The 22,503-nt window shown below is 38.2% G+C and carries 20 protein-coding genes; all 20 read left to right on the top strand.

Annotation, left to right across the window (positions count from 1 at the left end; translation table 11 throughout):
* Window positions 1–115 precede the first annotated feature (115 nt).
* Window positions 116–3,562 (top strand): pyruvate carboxylase, encoded by a 3,447-nt coding sequence (locus DWV85_RS03220; protein ID WP_123138001.1) that lies wholly within the window; start codon window positions 116–118, stop codon window positions 3,560–3,562.
* Between the two features lie 198 nt (window positions 3,563–3,760).
* The gene (gene nrdR, locus DWV85_RS03215) at window positions 3,761–4,252 is read left to right on the top strand and encodes a transcriptional regulator NrdR (protein ID WP_004692976.1); all 492 of its coding nucleotides are present in this window, start codon (window positions 3,761–3,763) and stop codon (window positions 4,250–4,252) included.
* 60 nt (window positions 4,253–4,312) lie between these two features.
* On the top strand, window positions 4,313–5,239 hold the full coding sequence (locus DWV85_RS03210) for a membrane dipeptidase (protein WP_123138000.1): 927 nt from the start codon (window positions 4,313–4,315) through the stop codon (window positions 5,237–5,239).
* Window positions 5,239–5,808 carry a D-sedoheptulose 7-phosphate isomerase gene (gene gmhA / locus DWV85_RS03205; RefSeq protein ID WP_008600733.1) on the top strand — a complete coding sequence of 190 codons (570 nt, stop codon included), beginning with the start codon at window positions 5,239–5,241 and terminating at the stop codon, window positions 5,806–5,808. The genes DWV85_RS03210 and gmhA overlap by 1 nt, the downstream gene beginning before the upstream one ends.
* Window positions 5,809–5,901: 93 nt before the next feature.
* On the top strand, window positions 5,902–7,380 hold the full coding sequence (gene rfaE1 / locus DWV85_RS03200; RefSeq protein ID WP_004697349.1) for a D-glycero-beta-D-manno-heptose-7-phosphate kinase: 1,479 nt from the start codon (window positions 5,902–5,904) through the stop codon (window positions 7,378–7,380).
* A complete protein-coding gene (gene rfaD / locus DWV85_RS03195) occupies window positions 7,377–8,342 on the top strand; it encodes an ADP-glyceromanno-heptose 6-epimerase (protein WP_004697321.1) in 966 nt (321 codons plus the stop codon). Before rfaE1 ends, rfaD begins: the two co-directional genes overlap by 4 nt.
* Window positions 8,342–8,836, top strand: coding sequence for an HAD family hydrolase (locus tag DWV85_RS03190; RefSeq protein ID WP_105086547.1), 495 nt, complete (start codon window positions 8,342–8,344; stop codon window positions 8,834–8,836). Before rfaD ends, DWV85_RS03190 begins: the two co-directional genes overlap by 1 nt.
* Before the next feature lie 70 nt (window positions 8,837–8,906).
* Window positions 8,907–9,926: a glycosyltransferase family 9 protein gene (locus tag DWV85_RS03185; RefSeq protein WP_123137999.1), complete on the top strand. Its 1,020-nt coding sequence runs from the start codon at window positions 8,907–8,909 to the stop codon at window positions 9,924–9,926.
* Entirely contained in the window at window positions 9,926–10,966 is a 1,041-nt protein-coding gene (locus tag DWV85_RS03180; RefSeq protein ID WP_123137998.1) for a glycosyltransferase family 9 protein, read from the top strand. The genes DWV85_RS03185 and DWV85_RS03180 overlap by 1 nt, the downstream gene beginning before the upstream one ends.
* Before the next feature lie 4 nt (window positions 10,967–10,970).
* Window positions 10,971–11,954 (top strand): 3'-5' exonuclease, encoded by a 984-nt coding sequence (locus DWV85_RS03175; RefSeq protein WP_123137997.1) that lies wholly within the window; start codon window positions 10,971–10,973, stop codon window positions 11,952–11,954.
* 71 nt (window positions 11,955–12,025) lie between these two features.
* Window positions 12,026–13,417 carry an aminopeptidase gene (locus tag DWV85_RS03170; RefSeq protein ID WP_123137996.1) on the top strand — a complete coding sequence of 464 codons (1,392 nt, stop codon included), beginning with the start codon at window positions 12,026–12,028 and terminating at the stop codon, window positions 13,415–13,417.
* A 50-nt stretch (window positions 13,418–13,467) separates the two neighbouring features.
* Window positions 13,468–13,845 (top strand): hypothetical protein, encoded by a 378-nt coding sequence (locus tag DWV85_RS03165; RefSeq protein WP_123137995.1) that lies wholly within the window; start codon window positions 13,468–13,470, stop codon window positions 13,843–13,845.
* Between the two features lie 131 nt (window positions 13,846–13,976).
* Window positions 13,977–14,954 carry an ABC transporter substrate-binding protein gene (locus DWV85_RS03160; protein WP_123137994.1) on the top strand — a complete coding sequence of 326 codons (978 nt, stop codon included), beginning with the start codon at window positions 13,977–13,979 and terminating at the stop codon, window positions 14,952–14,954.
* A gap of 24 nt (window positions 14,955–14,978) precedes the next feature.
* Window positions 14,979–15,959 (top strand): ABC transporter substrate-binding protein, encoded by a 981-nt coding sequence (locus tag DWV85_RS03155; protein WP_123137993.1) that lies wholly within the window; start codon window positions 14,979–14,981, stop codon window positions 15,957–15,959.
* A gap of 11 nt (window positions 15,960–15,970) precedes the next feature.
* Window positions 15,971–16,843, top strand: a complete 873-nt coding sequence (locus DWV85_RS03150; RefSeq protein WP_123137992.1) for an ABC transporter permease — start codon at window positions 15,971–15,973, stop codon at window positions 16,841–16,843.
* A 10-nt stretch (window positions 16,844–16,853) separates the two neighbouring features.
* The gene (locus DWV85_RS03145) at window positions 16,854–17,651 is read left to right on the top strand and encodes an ABC transporter ATP-binding protein (RefSeq protein WP_004697427.1); all 798 of its coding nucleotides are present in this window, start codon (window positions 16,854–16,856) and stop codon (window positions 17,649–17,651) included.
* A 172-nt stretch (window positions 17,652–17,823) separates the two neighbouring features.
* Entirely contained in the window at window positions 17,824–18,090 is a 267-nt protein-coding gene (rpsO, locus tag DWV85_RS03140) for a 30S ribosomal protein S15 (protein ID WP_004692991.1), read from the top strand.
* 111 nt (window positions 18,091–18,201) lie between these two features.
* Window positions 18,202–20,271 (top strand): polyribonucleotide nucleotidyltransferase, encoded by a 2,070-nt coding sequence (locus DWV85_RS03135; RefSeq protein WP_123137991.1) that lies wholly within the window; start codon window positions 18,202–18,204, stop codon window positions 20,269–20,271.
* A gap of 10 nt (window positions 20,272–20,281) precedes the next feature.
* Window positions 20,282–20,731: a dUTP diphosphatase gene (dut, locus tag DWV85_RS03130; RefSeq protein ID WP_004692993.1), complete on the top strand. Its 450-nt coding sequence runs from the start codon at window positions 20,282–20,284 to the stop codon at window positions 20,729–20,731.
* Window positions 20,732–20,877: 146 nt separating this feature from the next.
* Entirely contained in the window at window positions 20,878–22,503 is a 1,626-nt protein-coding gene (locus tag DWV85_RS03125; RefSeq protein WP_123137990.1) for a class I SAM-dependent methyltransferase, read from the top strand.

Raw genomic sequence — 22,503 nt, 5'->3', positions numbered from 1 at the left:
ATTTTGATGAGGCTTTCCGCAATATTGATTTATCTATAAGTATAGGAAATATTCATATATTAATAAAAATGAAAGCTGATAGTTCACATTTGTGGAAGCTAGTAGGAGGCAATACATGAGAAAAATTAAATCCGTATTGGTTGCCAACCGTGGAGAAATTGCAATCCGCGTGTTCCGTGCATGTAATGAAATGGGGATTAAAACTGTAGCCATTTACTCTAAAGAGGATACATTATCCTTGCACCGTAACCAAGCCGATGAAGCCTATCTCGTAGGGGAAGGGAAAAAACCAGTTGACGCATATCTTGATATTGAAGATATCATCCGTATTGCAAAAGAACATGACATCGATGCTATCCATCCAGGTTATGGCTTCTTATCTGAAAATGAAGGCTTTGCTCGTCGTTGTGAAGAAGAAGGAATTATCTTTATCGGGCCTAAAATCAAGCATTTGAATATGTTTGGTGATAAAGTAAATGCTCGTGAGCAAGCTAAATTAGCAAAAATTCCGATGATCCCAGGTTCTGATGGGGCTTTAAAAGATTATGCTCAACTAGAAGAATTTGCTGATACACATGGTTTTCCATTGATGATTAAAGCCGTTAATGGCGGCGGCGGTCGTGGTATGCGTGAAGTTCATCATAAAGAAGACCTTCGAGATGCATATGATCGTGCTAAATCTGAAGCGAAAGCTGCGTTTGGTGATGATGATGTATATGTAGAAAAACTTATCGTAGAGCCTAAACATATTGAAGTTCAAATCTTAGGTGACGAACATGGCAATGTAGTTCATTTGCATGAACGTGATTGCTCTGTCCAACGTCGTCACCAAAAAGTAGTTGAAATGGCGCCAGCTTTTGCATTGTCCTTAGAAACTCGTAAAGCTGTATGTGATGCTGCCGTTAAAATCATGAAAAATGTTGGATATGTGAATGCAGGTACTGTAGAGTTTTTGGTAACTGCTGACGGTAGCTTCTATTTCATCGAAGTTAATCCACGTATTCAAGTAGAGCATACTGTAACAGAAATGATTACAGATATTGACATTGTTCATGCTCAAATTAGAATCGCTGAAGGCTTTAGTTTACATAGCCATGAAGTAGGTATTCCTGAGCAAGATAAAGTTCCTTGTAAAGGCACTGCTATCCAATGTCGTATTACCACAGAAGATCCTAAAAACAACTTTATGCCTGATACCGGTAAAATCTTGGCATACCGTAGCTCCGGTGGTTTTGGTATCCGTCTTGACTCTGGTAATGCTTTTACAGGTGCCGTTGTAACACCTTACTATGACTCCTTGCTTGTGAAAGCGACAGCATTTGGTCCTAACAACGAAGAAACTATTCGTAAAATGCTTCGTTGCTTAAAAGAGTTCCGTATTCGCGGTGTAAAAACAAATATTCACTTCTTGATTAATGTATTGGAACATCCTGAATTCCAAAGTGGTTCTTACAATGTAAACTTCATTGAAGAACATCCTGAATTATTCGAATTGAAACCAGATCGCGACCGTGGTACTAAATTATTACGTTACATTGCTGATGTTACAATTAATGGCTATTCTGGTGCAGGAGCTCAAGAGGTTCCTGACTTTGAACCGATTCAAATGCCATCTACTTTGGATGTAAGTCCAGCATCTGGTACAAAACAAAAATTTGATGAACTTGGACCAGATAAATTCAGTAAATGGTTATCGGAACAAAAACAAGTATTCTTCACTGATACCACTTGGCGTGATGCCCATCAATCCTTGTTTGCTACACGTCTTCGTACAATCGATATGGCTCGTGTAGCTGGTCATGCTGCAAAAGGTGTACCTAACTTATTCTCCTTAGAATGTTGGGGGGGTGCTACTTTTGACGTATCATACCGATTCTTACATGAAGATCCGTGGGAGCGTTTGCGCATGTTCCGTCGTGAAGTGCCAAATACATTGCTTCAAATGCTTCTTCGTGGTGCAAATGCCGTAGGTTACACATCGTATCCAGACAACGTAGTTCGTCAATTCATTCAACGGGCTGCTGCTAATGGTATTGATGTATTCCGCGTATTTGATAGCTTGAATAGTCTTGATAATATGCATGTTGCTATCGATGAAGTGCGTGCACAAAATAAAATAGCTGAAGTTGCATTGTGCTATACTGGCGATATCCTTGATGGTGCTCGTACAAAATACAACTTGGACTATTATGTAAATATGGCAAAAGAGCTTGAAAAAGCTGGTGCCAATATTATTGCCATTAAAGATATGGCCGGCCTTTTAAAACCACAAGCTTCTTATAACTTGGTATCTGCCTTGAAAGATGCTGTCTCTGTTCCAATTCACTTGCATACTCATGAAGGCTCCGGTAACTCTATCTATACATATGGCCGCGCTGTAGATGCTGGTGTTGATGTAATCGATTTAGCGTACTCTGCTTTTGCTAATGGCACTTCTCAACCTAGTATGAATTCCATGTATTATGCGTTGTCTGGTCATGAACGTCAACCAGAAATGAACATCGACTACATGGAAGAAATGTCTCATTATTTTGGTAGTATCAGACCATATTACAAAGGTGTAGATAAAGCAGAAGCATATCCTAATACTGAAGTATATCAACATGAAATGCCAGGTGGACAATACTCTAACTTGCAACAACAAGCTAAAATGGTAGGGCTTGGTGATCGTTGGACAGATATTAAGAAAATGTACCACCAAGTAAACTTGATGTTTGGTGATATCATTAAAGTTACACCATCCTCTAAAGTGGTAGGGGATATGACATTGTACATGGTACAAAACAACTTGACTGAAAAAGATATCTACGAAAAAGGCGATGTATTGGATTTCCCTCAATCCGTAGTTGAATTCTTTGAAGGACGTCTTGGTACTCCATATCAAGGCTTCCCTGAAAAATTACAAAAAATCATCTTGAAAGGTGCTCGCCCAATCACAGTTCGCCCTGGTGCCGTATTATCTCCAACAGATTTTGAACATATTCGTCATGAATTAAGCGAAATGGGAGCCCAAACAACTGATGAAGATATTAGTGCATATTGTTTGTATCCTAAGGTTTACCAAGATTACAATAAATTTGTAAAAGACTTTGGCGATGTATCTGTATTAGATACTCCAACATTCTTCTTTGGTATGAAACGGGGCGAAGAAATTCAAGTAACCATTGAAAAAGGTAAAACACTGATTATCAAGATGAATGGTTTTTCTGAACCGGATGAAGATGGTAACCGCATCGTATTGTTCGAGTTTAATGGTCAACCTCGTAGTATTAAGGTTCATGATAAACATGCTAAGACAACTGGTGTAGTTCGTCGCAAAGCGGATGAATCTAACCCTGGTGAAATAGGTGCTACATTGTCTGGTTCCGTTGTTAAGATCCTCGTTAAGAATGGTCAATCTGTAACTAAAGGTGAACCATTGATTGTTACAGAAGCGATGAAAATGGAAACAACAATCACAGCTCCTATCGATGGTATCGTAGAAGAAATCCTTGTACGTGAAGGTAGCCGTATCGAATCTGGTGACTGTTTGCTTCGCATTGAAGATGCTTTGAAACGATAAGTTAAAAACCATTTAAAATTAAAAATATTATTTTTCAAGTATTTTATAAAATGAAAAATTGAAGAATAATGGAAGAATCCCTAGGAAATCCTAGGGATTCTTTGTATTTTCAAGGGTTTCATGGTAGTATATAAAGTAGAGAAAATGGGCGTATTATGCGTTATTTCAGAATGATTAGTAGAAAAGGAGTAGTAACAGATGAGATGTCCTTATTGCCAACACACAGACACGAAGGTAACAGACTCTAGAACGACTGATGAAGGTAATAGTATTCGCCGTCGCCGTGAATGTATCAATTGTGGCCGTCGATTTACTACCTATGAAATTATAGAAGAAGTACCTCTTATGGTATTGAAGAAAAATGGACGACGTGAATTATTTGATCGAGGTAAATTATTGAATGGTCTATTGCGCTCTTGTGACAAACGTACAGTTCCTATGTCAGTGATGGAGCAAGTAGTTAATGATGTAGAGCGCGATATTCGAAATGAAATTAATCAAGAGGTTACGACTGATCGCATTGGTGAGCTTGTATTACAACAATTGAAAGATATCGACCAAGTTGCGTATGTTCGTTTTGCCAGTGTATATCGTAAGTTTGATAATATTGATAGCTTTATGGAAGAGTTAAAGGCTCTGAAGAAGTTAGATGCTAAAAAGCCGAAACGCAAACCTGTCGTAGAAGAATAATGGATTTTGTATTACTGATTGGTTATACATGGTTTTGAAATTAGCGATGTGTGAGGCTTTATGATAGATTTACATTGCGATACGATAATGCAATTACTAGATCATCCTAATAGTGGTGATTTATATCGTAATACTTGGAAAATCGATATAGAAAAATTACAGAAGGCTCACAGTAAGGTACAAGATTTTGCACTTTTTATCAATATTGGTGAGACGAATGACCCTTATGGTCGCTATGAGGAGATGCGTAATTTGTGTACATCACAAATTCATCACTATGGAGAGCACATACAGCATGTGCTCTCTTATCAAGATGTAGAGTCTGTATATGAGTCTGGTAAGATTGGGGCGCTCATGTCTATTGAAGAAGGTGGCGTACTAGGTGGCGATTTGAATAAACTTAACCAAGCTTACCAAGATGGAGTTAGACTTATAACACTAACGTGGAATTATCCAAATGGACTTGGCGAGCCACATTGTGGTGAGCAGCATAAACAATTAACATCTAAAGGTGTTGAATTCGTTGAAGCTATGCAAGATTTAGGAATGATCGTTGACTGTTCACATCTCAATGATGCTGGTACAGAGCAACTAGGAGATATTCTAGATGTTCCTTTTATAGCATCCCATTCAAATGCACGGGAAGTTAGGGCTCATACTCGAAATTTGCCGGATAATCTTATTAGACTTATCGCTAATAAGGGAGGTATTATAGGACTTAATTTTGCACAGAATTTTCTCGGCACATCGCTAATTAGTCGCATTGAAGATATTGTTAAACATGGTCTATATCTCATCGACAAGGGCGGTGAAGATGTAGTGGCATTAGGAACTGATTTCGATGGGATTCCACCCGACACAGAGATTGCAGATATGTCTCAAATGAGTCGTCTTTATGATGCTTTTAAAGAGGCAGGTTTATCTGTGGAACAATGTGAAAAGTTATTCTGGAAAAATGCAGATAGACTATTAAAGGAGATTTTATAATGACTGATTTAAATCCAATCATTGCTGATCGTTTTACAGAGCATCTTGAAGTGTTTGGTAAAACGATGGAACATATGGATACCATTCAAGAAATCGGATATCGCTGTAAAGCGGCTTTAGAAAATGGTAATAAAATTTTGTTCTGTGGTAATGGTGGCTCTGCGGCGGACTCTCAACATTTAGCAGCTGAATTGATTTGTCGCTTTAAAAAGGAACGGCGCTCTCTTGCAGGCATTGCATTAACTACTGATACATCTGCATTAACAGCTATTGCGAATGACTATGATTTTGAATCTGTTTTTGCACGTCAAGTAGAGGGCTTAGGCCGTACAGGTGATGTTCTCATCGGTATTTCTACATCTGGTAACTCCAAGAATGTTGTAAAAGCTGCAGAAATGGCCCGTTCTATCGGTATGCATACCATTGCTTTCACTGGGGAAGGCGGTGGCAAATTGGCCGAACTATGTGATATTACGCTGGCTATTCCTAGTAATGTGACAGCACGCATTCAAGAAATGCATATCTTAGCTGGCCACATTATGTGCGAAATTATTGAAGAAGATTATTAACCGATAGGTTTTTACTCATAGATACACATTGTTTCAATTAAAAATTTATTTAAATTAGGAACATATGTAATTTTGATAAGGAATAGGTGGATTATGATAAATACTACCATTAGTCAGTTTTTAACAAAGCAACTGCCAAACTTGAAGATTGCCGTTGTAGGCGATGTAATGGTAGACCGTTATGTTTTTGGTGATGTAAGTCGTATTTCTCCAGAAGCACCGGTTCCTGTAAACCGCGTGTCCAAGATGAAAGAGGTCCTTGGTGGAGCTGGTAATGTTGCATCTAATCTGTCTAATTTAGACTGTAAAGTATATCTTGGTGCACTAGCAGGTAATGACGACCATGGCCATTTATTAAAAAATTTACTTGATACTGATAAAATCGATACGACTGGTTTAATCACTAGTGATGACCGCTCTACTATTACTAAGATGCGCATATTGGGTGATCGTCAACAGATGATGCGCCTTGATTTTGAAACAATTACAAATTTAACCAATCAAGAAGAGCAACAATTGTCTGTTTGGTTGGAAAATCTATGTAAAGCGGGGATTGATGGTATTGTCGTATCTGACTATGGTAAAGGCGTTTGTACACCTACCTTATTGAAGACAATCTTTGGTTTGGCTAAGGAATATGGTGTGCAAACTATCGTAGATCCTAAGGGGGCAGACTGGTCTAAATACAATGGTGCTACATGTATTACACCGAATGTGAAAGAACTTGGTGAATGTGTAGGCCGTACGTTAGAAAATGATGATGCTACTATTGTAGAGGCTGCTAAGTCTGTACTTGCTGATGTAGATTTAGACTATATTGTGGCCACTCGATCTGCTAAGGGTATTACGGTTATTGCAAAGGATGGCCGTACATGGCATAATCCTGCTACTCAACAAGAGGTGTTTGATGTGAGTGGTGCAGGAGATACCGTTGTATCCATGATGATGACCTGTCTTGCAAGTGGTTTATCGATGCGTTTAGCCTTACATATCGCCAATGGTGCAGCGGGTATCGTAGTATCTAAGGTTGGTACGTATCCAATACATCGTTCTGAGTTATTAGACTTATGGCATTCCTATAAACATAGTATTCAATCTAAGCCATTATATACGAAGGAAGAGATGAAAGAACTCGTTTCACAATGGCAAAGCAAAGGTGAAACTGTAGTGTTTACAAATGGTTGTTTTGACATTCTTCACCGTGGACATATCACGTATTTACAAGAAGCTGCGCAGCTAGGTGATCATTTAATCATTGGATTAAATTCTGATGCATCTGTTCGACGTTTAAAAGGGGAAACACGGCCCATCGTAAGTGAAGCGGATAGAGCGGCCTTGTTGAGTGCGTTGCAATGTATTGACGGTGTAGTACTATTTGAAGAGGATACACCGGCTGAATTACTAGCGTACTTACGTCCCAATACTCTTGTTAAGGGCGGAGATTACAAAATAGAAGATATTATTGGACGCGAGTCCGTTGACAATGTAGAGGTTCTTTCATTTAAAGAAGGTTACTCTACATCAGATATTGTAGGGAAAATAGCCACTATGGCTAAGGAGGGCAAATTATGATTATCGTAACAGGTGGTGCTGGTTTTATTGGCAGTAATATTGTGAAAGCACTGAATGATCGTGGTCGTACAGATATTCTCATCGTAGATGATCTTACAGATGGTCGTAAGATTCGCAATATTCAAAATTTAGAATTTCTAGATTACATCGATTGTGATGATTTTGATTGTGCTATTGCTGATGGTACATTCGACGTTGGCCCTATTGAAGTCGTATTCCATGAAGGTGCTTGTGCAGACACAATGGAATATAATGGCAAATACATGATGAAGAACAACTATGAAGGTTCTAAAAATCTATTCCATTATTGCCAAGATCGTCGTATTCCATTCATCTATGCCTCCTCTGCATCTACCTATGGTAATGGTACACATGGTTTCGTAGAAAAACCGGAAGCTGAAGAAGCACTTAACCCATATGCGTATTCTAAATTGTTATTCGACCGTTATGTACGTAAATATGAAGGTGAATATACTGCACAAGTTGTGGGGCTGCGTTACTTTAACGTATATGGTCCTAATGAAGCTCATAAAGATAAAATGGCTTCTTTAGTACGTCAAATGTTCTACAAAAATAAAGAAACAGGTATTATTAACCTCTTTGAAGGTACAGATGGTTACGAAGATGGTGGTCAAACACGTGATTTTATTTATGTAAAAGACGTAGTTAATGTAAACTTCTATTTCTGGGAGCATCCTGAAATCTCTGGTACTTTTAACTGTGGTACAGGTAATGCTCATAGCTTTAACCAATTCATGCAAGCTGTTATCGACTACAATGGTCAAGGCAAAATTGAATATGTGCCATTCCCAGAGGTGTTAAAGGGTAAATACCAAAGCTTTACAGAGGCTGATACTACTAAATTGTTAGCTGCTGGCTATGATAAAGGGTTCCATAAAATGGAAGATGCCGTTAAAGAATATTGTGAACTATTAGATAATAACGAAGGATATTTACGCTAATGCGCAAGGTATTATTTTTAGATCGCGATGGTGTTATTAACAAGGATGTTAGTTATCTATATAAAATCAGCGATTTAGAGTGGGTAGATGGTGCAAAAGAGGCCCTTGCTTATGCTCATAGTAAGGGCTATGATCTCATTGTAGTGACAAATCAGAGTGGTGTAGCTCGTGGTTATTATAAAGAGTCTGATGTTCAGATTTTACATGACTATATGGCTCATGAACTAGATCGCAGTGGAGCACCGATTTTACATTTCTATTACTGTCCACACCATAAAGAAGGTATTGTTCCTCTCTATGCAGTAGAATGTGAATGTAGAAAACCTAAACCTGGCATGATTAATCAAGCCATTAAGGATTATAATGTAAATCCTGCAGAGAGTTTCCTTATAGGCGACAGTCAGCGTGATGTTGATGCTGCTGAGGCCGCTGGCATTAAGGGGTACCTATTTAAAGGCTCTAATCTATTGGATTTCATTAAAACAATAATTTAATCATTTATTCCATTTAGTTTATTTCGGAAGAATATATTTGGGTTTGTTGTGTTGTATTTGGGGAGGCTTTATGAAAGATTACAAGAATATACTCATCATCAAGATGAGTTCCTTAGGTGATGTAATTCACGCATTGCCTACCTTGTACGCTATGCGCAAGAATTGGCCTAATGCGCGTATTACATGGGCTATTCATGAGCAATTCGCTAGCCTCTTACCTGGTACACCTTGGGTCGATGACGTGATTATTATCGATAAAAAACGACTCAAAAAGCCTGCTTATTTATATCAATTGCGTAAAGATTTGCATAGTCGTCATTTTGATATGACCCTGGACCTTCAATGTATTGCTAAAAGCGCCATTGTATCTTTATTATCTGGTTCACCTGAAAAGTATGGCTACTGGGAGCTTCGCGAAGGAAGTAATCTAGTTAATAAAGCCTTAGTAGGTGAGCATAAATACGACCATGTTATCGAACGGTATCTTGATACTGTACGTGCACTTGGTGGCGAGGTAGAGGAGATTGAATTTCCTATGCCAGCCTACGTTGAGGCTGAGAAATCCATAAAACAAAAGTTGAAATGCCATGGTGTAGATGATGAATATATTGTAGTTGTACCAGGGGCACGATGGATTGTTAAGGAGTGGCCACTTCTTAATTTTGGAGAATTATGTATTCGTTTATGTGAATCTGGTAAGAAGGTTGTTATTGCCGGTGCCCCTGATGACGCAGAGAAGGGTATTTTTATTGAGAACTACGTAAAGAATGATAATCTCATCAATTTAGTTGGATCTACAACAATGCCTGAACTCATTGAATTGATACGTCACTGTCAAATCTTTATTAGTGCCGATACAGGACCATTGCATATTGCAAATGCCTTGAAGCGTCCTTTGATTGCCATGTTTGGCACAACATCTCCTAAGCGTACAGGTCCTTATGGTGGCAGTCATGTACATCTCATTATTTCACCTACTTCTAAGGCTACACCTGAGCAACCACTAGTAGATGATCCAGACTGTATGGCACAAATTCCTGTAGACGCAGTATGGTCAGTGTATGAACAAGTACTTGGAAAGGAACTATAATGGAACTAGATTATAAGCGCATTGTGGTAACCTTTTTAATGCATTTAGGGGATGTCATATTAACGACTCCATTTTTAGAAGTGCTTCGTAAAGCGGCTCCTCATAGTCATATTACGTATGTAATAGATGAAAAATTACAACAAGTCATGGAATATAATCCAAATATTGATGAACTTATCGTTGTAGATAAAAAAGGTCGCCATAATAGCATCTCAGGTCTCAATGAAGTTGCTCATGAAATCAATGCTAAGGGAAAACCTGACATTGTCATTAATTTACATCCTAATGAGCGTACTTCATATTTAGCATGGAAAATTCATGCACCTATCACAACTGGTATGAGCCATTTTCTATTTAGACCATTCATGACAAAGTATACGCGGTTAGATCGTAAAACTCGTCATGCTGCGGACATGTACATTAATGTCCTAGAGCAATTAGGTGTAACAGATACTTCTAACTCTGGTTTACATATTGAAACCTGTGAAGAATGGCGTCGTCAGGCTCAAGAGTTTTACGCTACACATGGATTAACTGATACTGATATACTCATTGGTTTTAATATCGGTAGCGCCGTTCCTGAGAAACGTTGGCCAGCTGAACGATTTGCTCATGTAGCAGATTACTTTGGTCATTTAGGTTATAAGACGGTTTTCTTTGGCGGACCTATGGACCTTGAAATGGTGCAGCCCGTAGTAGAACAAATGGAAACAAAGCCTATTGTGGCTACCGGAAAATTCCAGTTAGGCCCTTTGGCAGCGGCTATGAGCCGTTGTAATCTGTTAATTACTAATGATTCTGGACCAATGCATGTAGGAATCAGTCAAGGTGTGCCAATTGTGGCACTGTATGGTCCATCAAATCCATTCTTTTATGGACCTTATCAAGCTCATGCTATCGTTTTAGAAACGATGGATTCTTATGAGATTGGTAAAAGCATGAAAAAAATTATTAAAGAAGGAAATTATAAAGGTTTATCTGTAATTTCTGAAGAACAGGTTATTAAAGCAGCGGAAACCTTGCTTTTAGAATCGAAATAAACATATGAACTATATTGTATTTGATTTAGAATGGAATCAACCCTATAGCAATGACATTAGCTTTATGAAGCGCACAAAAATGCCGTTGACAGGGGAAATCATTCAAATCGGAGCGGTAAAACTGAATGAAAAGATGGACATTATAGATCATTTTACGATGTTCATCAAGCCTCAATATCTGACACGGATGCATAAACATGTGCGTGAGTTGACAGGGATAACCACCCATGAGCTCAATCATGGTGTGCCATTCAAGACGGCTATGCAGTACTTTCAAAAATGGTGTGGTGATGAATATATGCTGCTTTCTTGGGGATCAGACGATATTCTTATCCTACGCGAAAATCTTATGCTTCATAAGATGAAAGCATTATCTTATGATCAATGGGTAGATGCGCAAATGATTTATTCTTATCAACGCTATGGAACAAATCAGCAGTACTCTGTGGCACATGCTATGGAGAATCTTAATATATCAACGGAGCATCTATCTGCTCATAATGCCTTGCATGATGCAGTCTTTACAGCTCACATTTGTCAGTCTTTAGATATCGCACAAGGAATTTTGCATTATGATCTAATTCGCAAGGAAAGTAGTAATCCTTTCCTATATCCTCCTATTCTCACATTTTTTATGTATGAAAATTTTTCTGAGAAAAAACGTATTGTTCATGATAGAAGAGTACGTATGTCCTTCTGTCCGTACTGTCAAACACGTTTAGAAATGACAAGCCCTGAACGATTACAAGGGGATAAGCACCTAGCCATTGGAGTATGTCCTAAACATGGCGATTTTGCGGTGCAACTTAAAGTTGGAAAGTATACGATTAAGTCCGGCAGTAGTAAATTCTATGTTACTAAGGTACTGACCCATTGTACGGATGAAATTCGTTCTCTATATACTCAGAAGTCTGAAATCAATCGCGAAAAAGAGCGAAAATATTTAGAGTATCGTAAGGCGGAACAAGAAAAAGTCCGCCAAAAATAGTTATGTAAATTCAAGTTCGTTTTCTGAACTGTACTATATATTAGGATATGAACTTTTAGAAAGGATAGATTATGGAACGTAAATATGCATGGCATAATTATGATGATGCCACTATGGAAAAGGTATATGCTTTAAGTGATACATATCGTCAATTTTTAGATAATGGTAAAACAGAACGTGAATGCGTTGTGCAAGCTGTAGAATTTGCAGAAGCAAAGGGCTATGTAAATCTAAATGACATTATTAAAAGCAATACGTCAATTAAAGCTGGTGATAAGATTTATTACACACATATGGATAAATCTATTGCTTTATTTAATATTGGTACTGATGATATTGAATTGGGTATGAATATTTTAGGTGCTCATATTGATTCTCCACGCATCGATGTAAAGCAAAATCCACAATATGAGGATAGTAATTTAGTATTTTGGGATACTCATTATTATGGAGGTATTAAAAAATATCATTGGGTAGCTATGCCTCTTGCTATTCATGGCGTTGTGGTAAAAACAGATAGTACTCGTATCAATATTAATATTGGTGATAAGGAAAGCGATCCTGTATTCTGTATTACTGACTTGTTGCCTCATTTGGGACAAGAACAAATGCAAAAGAATGCAGCTAAAGTAATTGAAGGGGAAGCTCTTGATTTACTCATCGGTAGCCGTCCAGTTAAAGACGAAGAAAAAGAAGGGGTTACTAAATTTATTAATAGCCTTCTTGAAAAAGAGTATGGATTTATTGAACGTGACTTATTGTCTGCAGAATTAGAAATTGTACCAGCTGGTAAAGCACGTGATATGGGCTTTGATCGTTCTATGGTAATGGCGTATGGCCAAGATGACCGTGTGTGCGCTTACACATCCTTGGTAGCAATGCTTGAAGTGGATAATATAAAGCGTACTACTTGTTGCTTACTTGTAGATAAAGAGGAAATTGGTTCTGTAGGTGCTACAGGTATGCAATCACGCTTCTTTGAAAATGCAGTAGCTGAAATTTTAACACTTATGGGTAAACCTAATTCTGTAAGTGTACGTCGTACGTTGGAGAAATCTCGTATGTTGTCCTCCGATGTAAGTGCAGGCTATGATCCGCTTTATGCATCGGCGTATGAAAAGAAAAATGCTTCTTACCTTGGTATGGGTGTAGTATTCAATAAATTTACTGGCTCTCGTGGTAAAGCTGGTTCTAACGATGCGAATGCTGAGTACATGGGCTTTATTCGTCGTGTCATGGAATCTAATAATGTAACATACCAAACAGCAGAGCTTGGTAAGGTTGATTTAGGTGGTGGTGGCACCATTGCGTACATCATGGCTCTTTATGGTATGAATGTCATCGACTGTGGTGTAGCCGTTCTTAGCATGCATGCTCCTTGGGAGGTTACATCTAAGGCTGATATTTACGAGGCTAAACAATGCTATGTGGCGTTTTTAAATGCAGCTGATGAATCAATCTAAGATAATGGGGCTTTCACCAATGGTGAAAGTCCATTCTATGTGAGGTGTATATGAAGCAAACTGAATTAGGCGCAGCTATAGAGTCTGCGAAAGGAGAGGCTACAGAGGTCAAGACTGTAAAGGTAGATATCTTTGACATCCCTGAAACGAAGGTTGAAGAATATATTGAAAATCGTGAAGAGGTAGCAGAAGCAGCAGCGCAGGTTATGAAATCATACTGTGTTACTGTAAAACGTGAAACCTTAGATCCTGAAGAAGGGGAAGCAGTGGTTGGTTACTATATAACGGGTGAAATTCTAATGTGCGTCATCTTGGACCCATTTGAAGTTCCTGTTATGAAGGTAGCTCTCGACAAAGGGACTCTTAAGGACTATATTTTAGCGGCTAATGATTTAACAGAAGACATGTTAGCGTCTCTTGAAAAGTAAAAGGATTTCGTATCTTAATGTGTTCTATAAATGGACAAATGTAAAATACTTTAACCTGCTACATTGATGTAGTAGATAAATTTGTTTATAATGAAAGTATTATAATCTTTGCAGATAGGAAGGAAATCCCCATGAACTTGAAAAAAGGTATTGCTTTGGCGCTCACAGCGACAGCATTGTTGGCGTTTACAGGCTGTGGCTCAAATGGAACTACATCGAATGGTGAATACAAAGTTGGTGTTGTACAACTGGTAGAACATCCTGCATTAGATGCGGCAAATAAGGGTTTTGTTGATGCGCTAAAAGAAAAGGGTTTAGCAGAAAAGATTACTTTTGATCAACAAAATGCACAAGCAGATCAATCTAATTTGAATAGTATTGCACAACGTTTCGTATCCGATCGGAAAAATTTGATTTTAGCAATTGCTACGCCAGCGGCCCAATCCATGGCGAATGCAACTCATGATATTCCAATCTTAGGTACAGCTATTACTGATTACGAGGCAGCTAAACTTGTTAAATCAAATCAAAAACCTGGTGGTAATGTATCTGGTACGTCTGACATGAATCCAGTAGAGCAACAAGTAGATCTAATTTTACGAGTAATGCCAAATGCGAAAACAATTGGTACCATCTATAGCTCTAGCGAAGTAAACTCTCAAATTCAAGTGGAGAAGATGAAAGCTTATGCAGCTACAAAGGGTATTAAAGTTGAAGAAGTTACAGTTTCCAATGTAAACGATATTCAACAAGCGGCACAAAACCTAGTATCTCAACGTGTGGATGCAGTTTATGTGCCAACAGATAATGTGGTAGCATCTGCGATGAGCAATCTTGTAGCTATTACCGATCCAGCAAAAATCCCTGTGTTTGGCGGTGAAGATAACCACGTAAAAGGTGGGGCAGTTATGTCCTTGTCTGTGGATTACTACAAACTTGGTTATCAAACCGGCTTGATGGCAGCTAAAATTCTAACTGGTGAAGCTAAAGTTGAAGATATGCCTATCGAAATGCAGAAAGAATTTAAATTAGTTGTGGGAAAAGATAAATTAGAAAAATTGGGCATCACCTTACCAGAGGATTTGATGAACAAGGCGACTATGATTTAATACATATCTGGTAAGGAGTTATACATGAACTGGAAAAAAAGTATTGCAGTGGCACTTAGTGCCATCGCTGTTATGGCAATGGTAGCAGGTTGTGGTTCCAATACCGCAACTAATGACCAAAAGAAAATTGGTGTTATTCAATTAGTAGAACATCCATCTCTTGATGCTGCTAATAAAGGCTTCGTAGATGGTTTAGCAGCTAAAGGATATAAGGATGGTCAAAACATTAAAATTGACCAACAAAATGCACAGGCCGATCAATCCAATCTAAATAGCATTGCACAACGTTTCGTATCTGATAAAAAAGATTTAGTATTAGCTATTGCAACGCCTGCGGCTCAGACGATGGCAAATGCTTCTCATGACATGCCAATCATGGGTACAGCTATTACAGATTACGTGACAGCTAAACTCGTTCAATCTAACGAACACCCTGGTGGTAATGTATCTGGTACATCTGATATGACACCTGTTGAAAAAGAGGTTGATCTTATCATAGCATTAGTACCGAATGTAAAGCGTATTGGTGCCATTTATACATCCTCTGAAATCAACTCCCAATTGCAAGTTGAAAAAATGAAAGCGTATGCAGCTACAAAAGGTATTACTGTTGTAGAGGCAACTGTTTCCAATGTAAATGATATTCAACAAGCGGCTACCAATCTTGTGAACCAAGATGTACAAGCTATCTATACGCCAACAGATAATGTATTGGCATCTGCAATGGCTAACTTAGCACAAATTACAGATGCTGCTAAAATTCCAGTATTTGCTGCCGATGAAGGTATGACAATGACTGGTGGTGTAGCAACTTATTCTGTTGATTACTATCAATTGGGTTATCAAACAGGTTTAATGGCTGCTAAAGTTCTTGCAGGAGAAGCAAAAATTGCAGACTTAGCTATTGAGACACAAAAAGAGATTAAGTTAACTGTTAACGAAGAACGTGCTAAAAAATTAGGTATTACGATTCCTGAAGTTCTTCGTAAAGATATGAAACAATAGAGGAGAATTTGATGTTAGATTTAGTGGTAGGCACCATAACCACAGGCCTTCTATGGTCTTTGTTAGCGGTCGGTGTATTCATAACCTTCCGCGTATTAGATGTGGCTGATTTAACCGTGGAAGGTACGTTCCCAATGGGGGCAGCCATTTCTGCTATTTTAATTACAAGTGGTATGAATCCAATCCTTTCCATTCTACTTGCCGGTGTGGGTGGTATGATAGCCGGTGCTGTAACAGGTTGGATTCATACAAAATTAAAAATTCCTGCATTATTGGCTGGTATTTTGACAATGATTGCATTGTACTCTGTAAACCTTCACATCATGGGCAAAGCTAATGTATCTTTGCTTCGTATGGATACAATTTATACGATTCTTGGTGGATTTTTCCATACGCCGAATATGTGGTCTGCAGCCATCGTAGGTATTATAGTAGCTATAGTTGTATGTTTGCTCTTATTTTGGTTTTTCGGTACCGAAATTGGTACAGCCTTACGTGCTACAGGTGTTAACCCTCAAATGATTCGCGCTCAAGGCGTAAATACTGATAATATGATCGTTCTTGGTCTTTTGATTTCCAATGGTTTTGTTGGTATGTCTGGGGCTCTTATCGGTCAATTCCAAGGCTTTGCTGATGTAGGTATGGGGATTGGTACCATCGTTATTGGTTTGGCTTCTGTAATCATCGGTGAAGTAGTGTTTGGTACGAAATCCTTCGTACGTAGTCTCATCGCCGTAGTACTTGGTTCTATTGTATATCGTATCGTTATTGCTGCAGTTCTCTACATGGGTATGCCACCAAACGATTTGAAATTATTCACTGCAATTCTTGTTGCCATCGCGCTTTCCTTACCTACATTGAAAGCAAAATGGTTGGCTCGTTAAGGAGGACACTATGTTAGAAGTAAAAAATATGGTAAAAACCTTCTTTAAGGGCACAATTAATGAAAAGACTGCATTACAAGGCATTAATCTTCGTCTAGAAGAGGGTGATTTTTGTACTGTCATTGGTGGTAATGGTGCTGGTAAAAGTACTTTGTTAAACTCCATTGCTGGTGTATTTCCAGTAGATGAAGGATCCATTACAATTAATGAGATTGATGTGACAAAAATGCCAGAATACAAACGTGCTAAATACATTGGTCGTGTATTCCAAGACCCTATGGTTGGTACTGCTGGTAATATGCAAATCGAGGAAAACTTGATTCTTGCTATGCGCCGTGGTAAAAGCTTAGGTCTTAAATGGGCTTTCAAAGATAGTGAACAAGCATTTTTCAAGGAACGTCTTGCATTATTAGGCTTAGGCCTTGAAGATCGTTTATCTGCTCGTATGGGCCTACTATCTGGTGGTCAACGTCAATCTATTACATTGTTAATGGCTACCATGCTTCGTCCAGAACTCTTATTGCTAGATGAGCATACGGCGGCACTTGACCCTAAAACTGCAGAAAATGTATTGCAACTAACAGATAAACTCGTTGCAGAACATAATCTAACAACTCTTATGATTACCCATAATATGCGTGATGCATTGCGATTTGGTAATCGCCTCATCATGATGGACGCTGGTCGAATCATCTATGATGTAAAAGGGGAAGAAAAGAAACAATTAACTGTTGCGGACTTACTTCAAAAGTTCGAGGTAGCTGGTGAAAATGCACTGAGCGACCGCATGGTGCTAGGTGCTAAATAATAGAAGAAAGTTCTAATCTATCTTTTGTTCAATTACTGTATTTTTGCTTTACAAGATAGGGCAGATACTGTATACTAAATTAGGTCGTAAGACATATCGTAAGCGAAGTATTCGATTCTCCAACGGTTACTTAAGCTTATCGGGATTATAATTTTTTTAGGAGGTAACATTAATGTTAACTACAGAAGCTAAATTAGCAGTAATTAAAGAATACGCTACTCATGAAGGTGACACTGGTTCTCCAGAAGTACAAGTTGCGATTTTAACAAGTCGCATTCAATACTTAACTGAGCACTTGAAAGAGCACAAAAAAGACCATCATTCCCGTCGTGGTTTGTTGAAATTGGTTGGTCAACGCCGTAACATGCTTGACTACCTTCGTCGTAAAGATATCGAACGTTATCGTTCTCTTATCGAACGCCTTGGTCTTCGTAAATAATAAAATTAGCCGTCCTAAAGGACGGCTTTTTTATTTTGAATTGGCTATTTAGCTTTAATTGATATATAATTAGAAGGTATACATATAAGAAGATTTTTAGGAGGAATAGGAATGGAACAATTCCAAATGGACCTAGCTGGTCGTACTTTTACGATTGAGACTGGGGAACTTGCAAAACAAGCTGGCGGTGCCGTAATGGTTGGTTATGGCGATACTCGTGTACTCGTTACTGCTACAGGCTCTAAAGAGGCGAAGGATATTGACTTCTTCCCACTTACAGTAGACTATGAAGAAAAAATGTATGCGGTTGGTCGTTTACCAGGGGGGTTCATTAAACGTGAAGCACGCCCACCTGAGTCTGCGATTTTGAATAGCCGTTTGATTGACCGTCCTATTCGTCCATTATTTAATAAAGGTGTACGTAACGAAGTACATGTAGTAGCAACAGTTATGTCTGTGGACCAAGATTGTGATCCAGCCATTTGTGGTATGATTGGTGCTTCTGCGGCATTGTCTATTTCTGATGTTCCTTGGAATGGTCCTATTGCAGGCGTTCGTATGGGACGTATCAATGGTGAATTTGTTGTAAATCCAACGAAAGCACAGTTAGAAGAAACAGATCTTAATATCGTTGTAGCTGGTACTAAAGATGCTATCCTCATGGTTGAAGGTGGTGCTGAAGAAGTACCGGAAGATATCATTCTTGAAGTTATTATGGCAGCTCACGAAGAAATCAAAAAAATCGTAGCATTCCAAGAAGATATGACTGCAAAAGTAGGTAAGGGAAAACGCGTATTTGAATGTAAAGATGTTCCTGCTGAAATTAGTGATGCAGTTCGTGCCTATGGTCATGATAAACTTGATGCTGCAGTTCGTTGTGCAGATAAACAACAACGTGATGCACAAGAAAATGAAGTACGTGCAGATGTATTAGCTCACTTTGAAGAAATCTACCCAGATAACTTGGCTGATGTAAATAAAGCATTTGATGCAATGACAAAAGAAATTGTGCGTCATATGATTACTGTTGAAAAAATCCGTCCAGATGGTCGTCAACTTGATGAAGTTCGTCCAATCTCTTGCCGTACAGGCGTATTACCTCGTACACATGGCTCTGGTTTGTTTACACGTGGACAAACTCAAGTATTAAATGTCACAACAGTAGCACCTTTATCCGAAAAACAAACTATCGATGGTCTTGGTGTTGAAACTGAAAAACGTTATATCCATCATTATAATTTTCCATCCTTCTCCGTAGGGGAAACTCGTTCTTCCCGTGGCCCTGGGCGTCGTGAAATTGGTCATGGTGCGTTGGCTGAACGCGCGTTGGTACCTGTGATTCCGAGTGAAGAGGATTTCCCATATGCTTTGCGTTTAGTATCTGAAGTATTGGAATCTAATGGTTCTAGCTCCATGGCTTCCGTATGTGGTTCTACATTATCTTTGATGGATGCTGGTGTACCTATTAAAGCGCCTGTAGCTGGTATCGCTATGGGGCTTGTAACTCAAGGGGAACACTATACAATTTTAACTGATATTCAAGGCATGGAAGATGCTCTTGGAGATATGGACTTTAAAGTTGCTGGTACAGCTAAAGGCGTAACAGCAATTCAAATGGATATCAAGATTTCCGGATTATCACGAGAAATCCTTCAAGAAGCATTAGAACAAGCTCACAAAGGCCGTATGCATATCATGGGCATCATGCTTGATACAATTGCTGAACCACGTCAACAAATGTCCCAATACGCTCCACGTATTATTACAATGAAAATTGATTCCGATAAGATTCGTGACGTAATCGGTTCTGGCGGTAAAGTAATTCGCAGTATTATCGAAGAAACAGGCGCTAAAATTGACATCGAAGATGATGGTACAGTATTTATCGCTTCTGTAGAACAAGAAGGTGCTGCAAAAGCTCAAGAAATTATCACAAACCTTACTAAAGAGGTTGAAGTAGGGGAAGTATACCTTGGTAAAGTAACTCGTCTAATGGCTTTTGGCGCATTTGTAGAGGTATTACCAGGTAAGGAAGGTCTTGTACATATTTCCAAACTTGCGAAAGAACGCGTTGAAAATGTAGAAGACGTAGTAAGTGTAGGGGATGAAATCATGGTAAAAGTTATCGAAATCGATAAACAGGGCCGTGTAAACTTGTCCCGTAAAGATTGTTTAAAATAAGAGGTGTTACATGGATATTCGTGGCTTTGAAGTAGTTTCTGCTTTTGAAGAACAAGATATCAACTTACCAACACGTAAAACAACTGAAAGCGCAGGCTATGATATTGAATGTGCTGAAGCTGTTACATTAGAACCAGGCCAAGTAGTGCTCGTTCCGACAGGTATTAAAGCTTTCATGGCGTACGACGAATACCTTGCCATTCACATCCGATCTAGCATGGCTATTAAACGCCATTTAGCACTTGTGAATAGCACAGGTATCATTGATAGTGATTACTACAACAATGAGGACAACGAAGGTCATATTATGATCGCCCTCTATAATTTTGGCAAAGAACCAGTTACCCTTGAAAAAGGCGAACGCGTTGCTCAAGGTATATTCTCTAAATACCTTATTACAAATGATGATGATGCTACTGGTGTAAGAACTGGTGGCATTGGAAGCACTGGGACTATGTAAATAATATATGGTTTTGTATAAACTAGTAAAAACCGCTCAACTTTGTTGGGCGGTTTTTGTGTGTTTATTTCTCTCCTCAGCTGTAATTATTATCAATAATACTATATAATATTTATTATAGTTAGTAGAACAATTCGGGAGGCTTTATGAAACAGGAGTCAAAACAAAAAAAGAATGTAGGTACATCAGTTATGGGGAATGACATTGAGACTACACAAAATACCATGCACGTTTTGGATGAGAATAAGGTTCTTAAAAAAAGTTATGAAGATGTAGTATATATTTCTCAACCTTTTGGGGCGACCTCGTTAAATACATTAGCAGCGCGAGCTTTGTTATTTGGACTAAATCCTGTATCTTTAAAAAAGGCGCGTGTCCTTGAGCTTGGATGTTCTTTTGGCGGGAACATTATTTCTCAAGCTTTATACTATCCTGAAGCGTCTTTTACGGGTATTGATTTATCGTCTTCCCAGATTAAGATGGGAAATGAACTGATTGCGTCGATGGGACTATCTAATATACATTTGCTTGAGAAGGATATTCTAGATATTGATGATTCATTCGGTACCTTTGACTATATTATTGTACATGGTATTTGGTCCTGGGTTCCGGATGTGGTAAAAGATAAAATTCTATCTATCTGTAATAAGAATTTATCCGACAATGGTGTAGCTTATGTATCGTATAATACGTATCCTGGATGGAAACGATTAGAGCAGTATCGAGAAATCATGCAATATGCAGAGCAAAAAGAGTTAGAGCTACCGTTGATGGAGCGGACTTTATATACGAAGAATATATTGAAGCTCGTAGCGGATACAATGGGATTAGATAATCGGATAAGTCAAAAAGCGAGTTATAAAATTGATAACATCCAAAATGTGTTGAGCTCTAACGATTATTATGTGGCTCATGAATATTTAGAGCCTTTTAATGATCCTGTATATGTACATGAATTTATAAAACGTGCCAATGACCAAGGTTGTGCCTATATAGGGGATGTATTTCTTTCACGATCTTTCATAAGTTGGTTACCGGAGGATATTCACGATAATATAGTTCAATTGGCAAATGATGATTATATTGCAAAAGAGCAATATTATGATTACATTTATGATACGCAGTTTAGAATGTCCCTGTTAACGAAAAATAAACATAGTAAAAAGATTGTTCGTAATGAACGAGTTAGTATAGATGTATTATCAAAATTATATTATTGCAGCGTTGTCAATACTGGTATTCCTTCTAATATGACGGATAGTATCCATATTGCTATTAAAGAGGTTATGGATCGAGGGGATATATTTACTGTTCAGGATATAGTTGATCATATACATAGAAAGTTGCCTGGTTATACTATCGAAATGGACAGAGTTTATTCTCGTTTACTATATTTGATTATTGTAGATAATCTCGATATGTATGCCGAACCATATGAAAGAGTTGCTTTCGAAGATAATAAGGTGTATATACCTCAACGTTTTATAGATTTTATTTCTACTATAGTAGAAAAAGAAGGCAGCTCCTATATTGGTATAGGCGACATGTACAATAAAGTACAACAAGATATAGATAATGGATTTCTCTTTGTAATAAAGCAAATGGTGGAGCCTACAACAAAAGAAAAGATTCTTGCTATTATGGATGACAATATTACAGTTCAGCGTCATACGCGGGATAATATTGATTTTATTGTTCCTAATAAAGTGTACTTAGAGGAAATTTTACAACGTATAAGGATGCTCGGGTTTTTACATAAAATAAAAGATTAG

Origin of the sequence: Veillonella sp. AF13-2 (assembly GCF_003603295.1) — a bacterium.
Taxonomy (GTDB): Bacteria; Bacillota; Negativicutes; order Veillonellales; family Veillonellaceae; genus Veillonella; species Veillonella parvula_E.
This window is presented reverse-complemented; position numbering and strand designations above follow the sequence as displayed.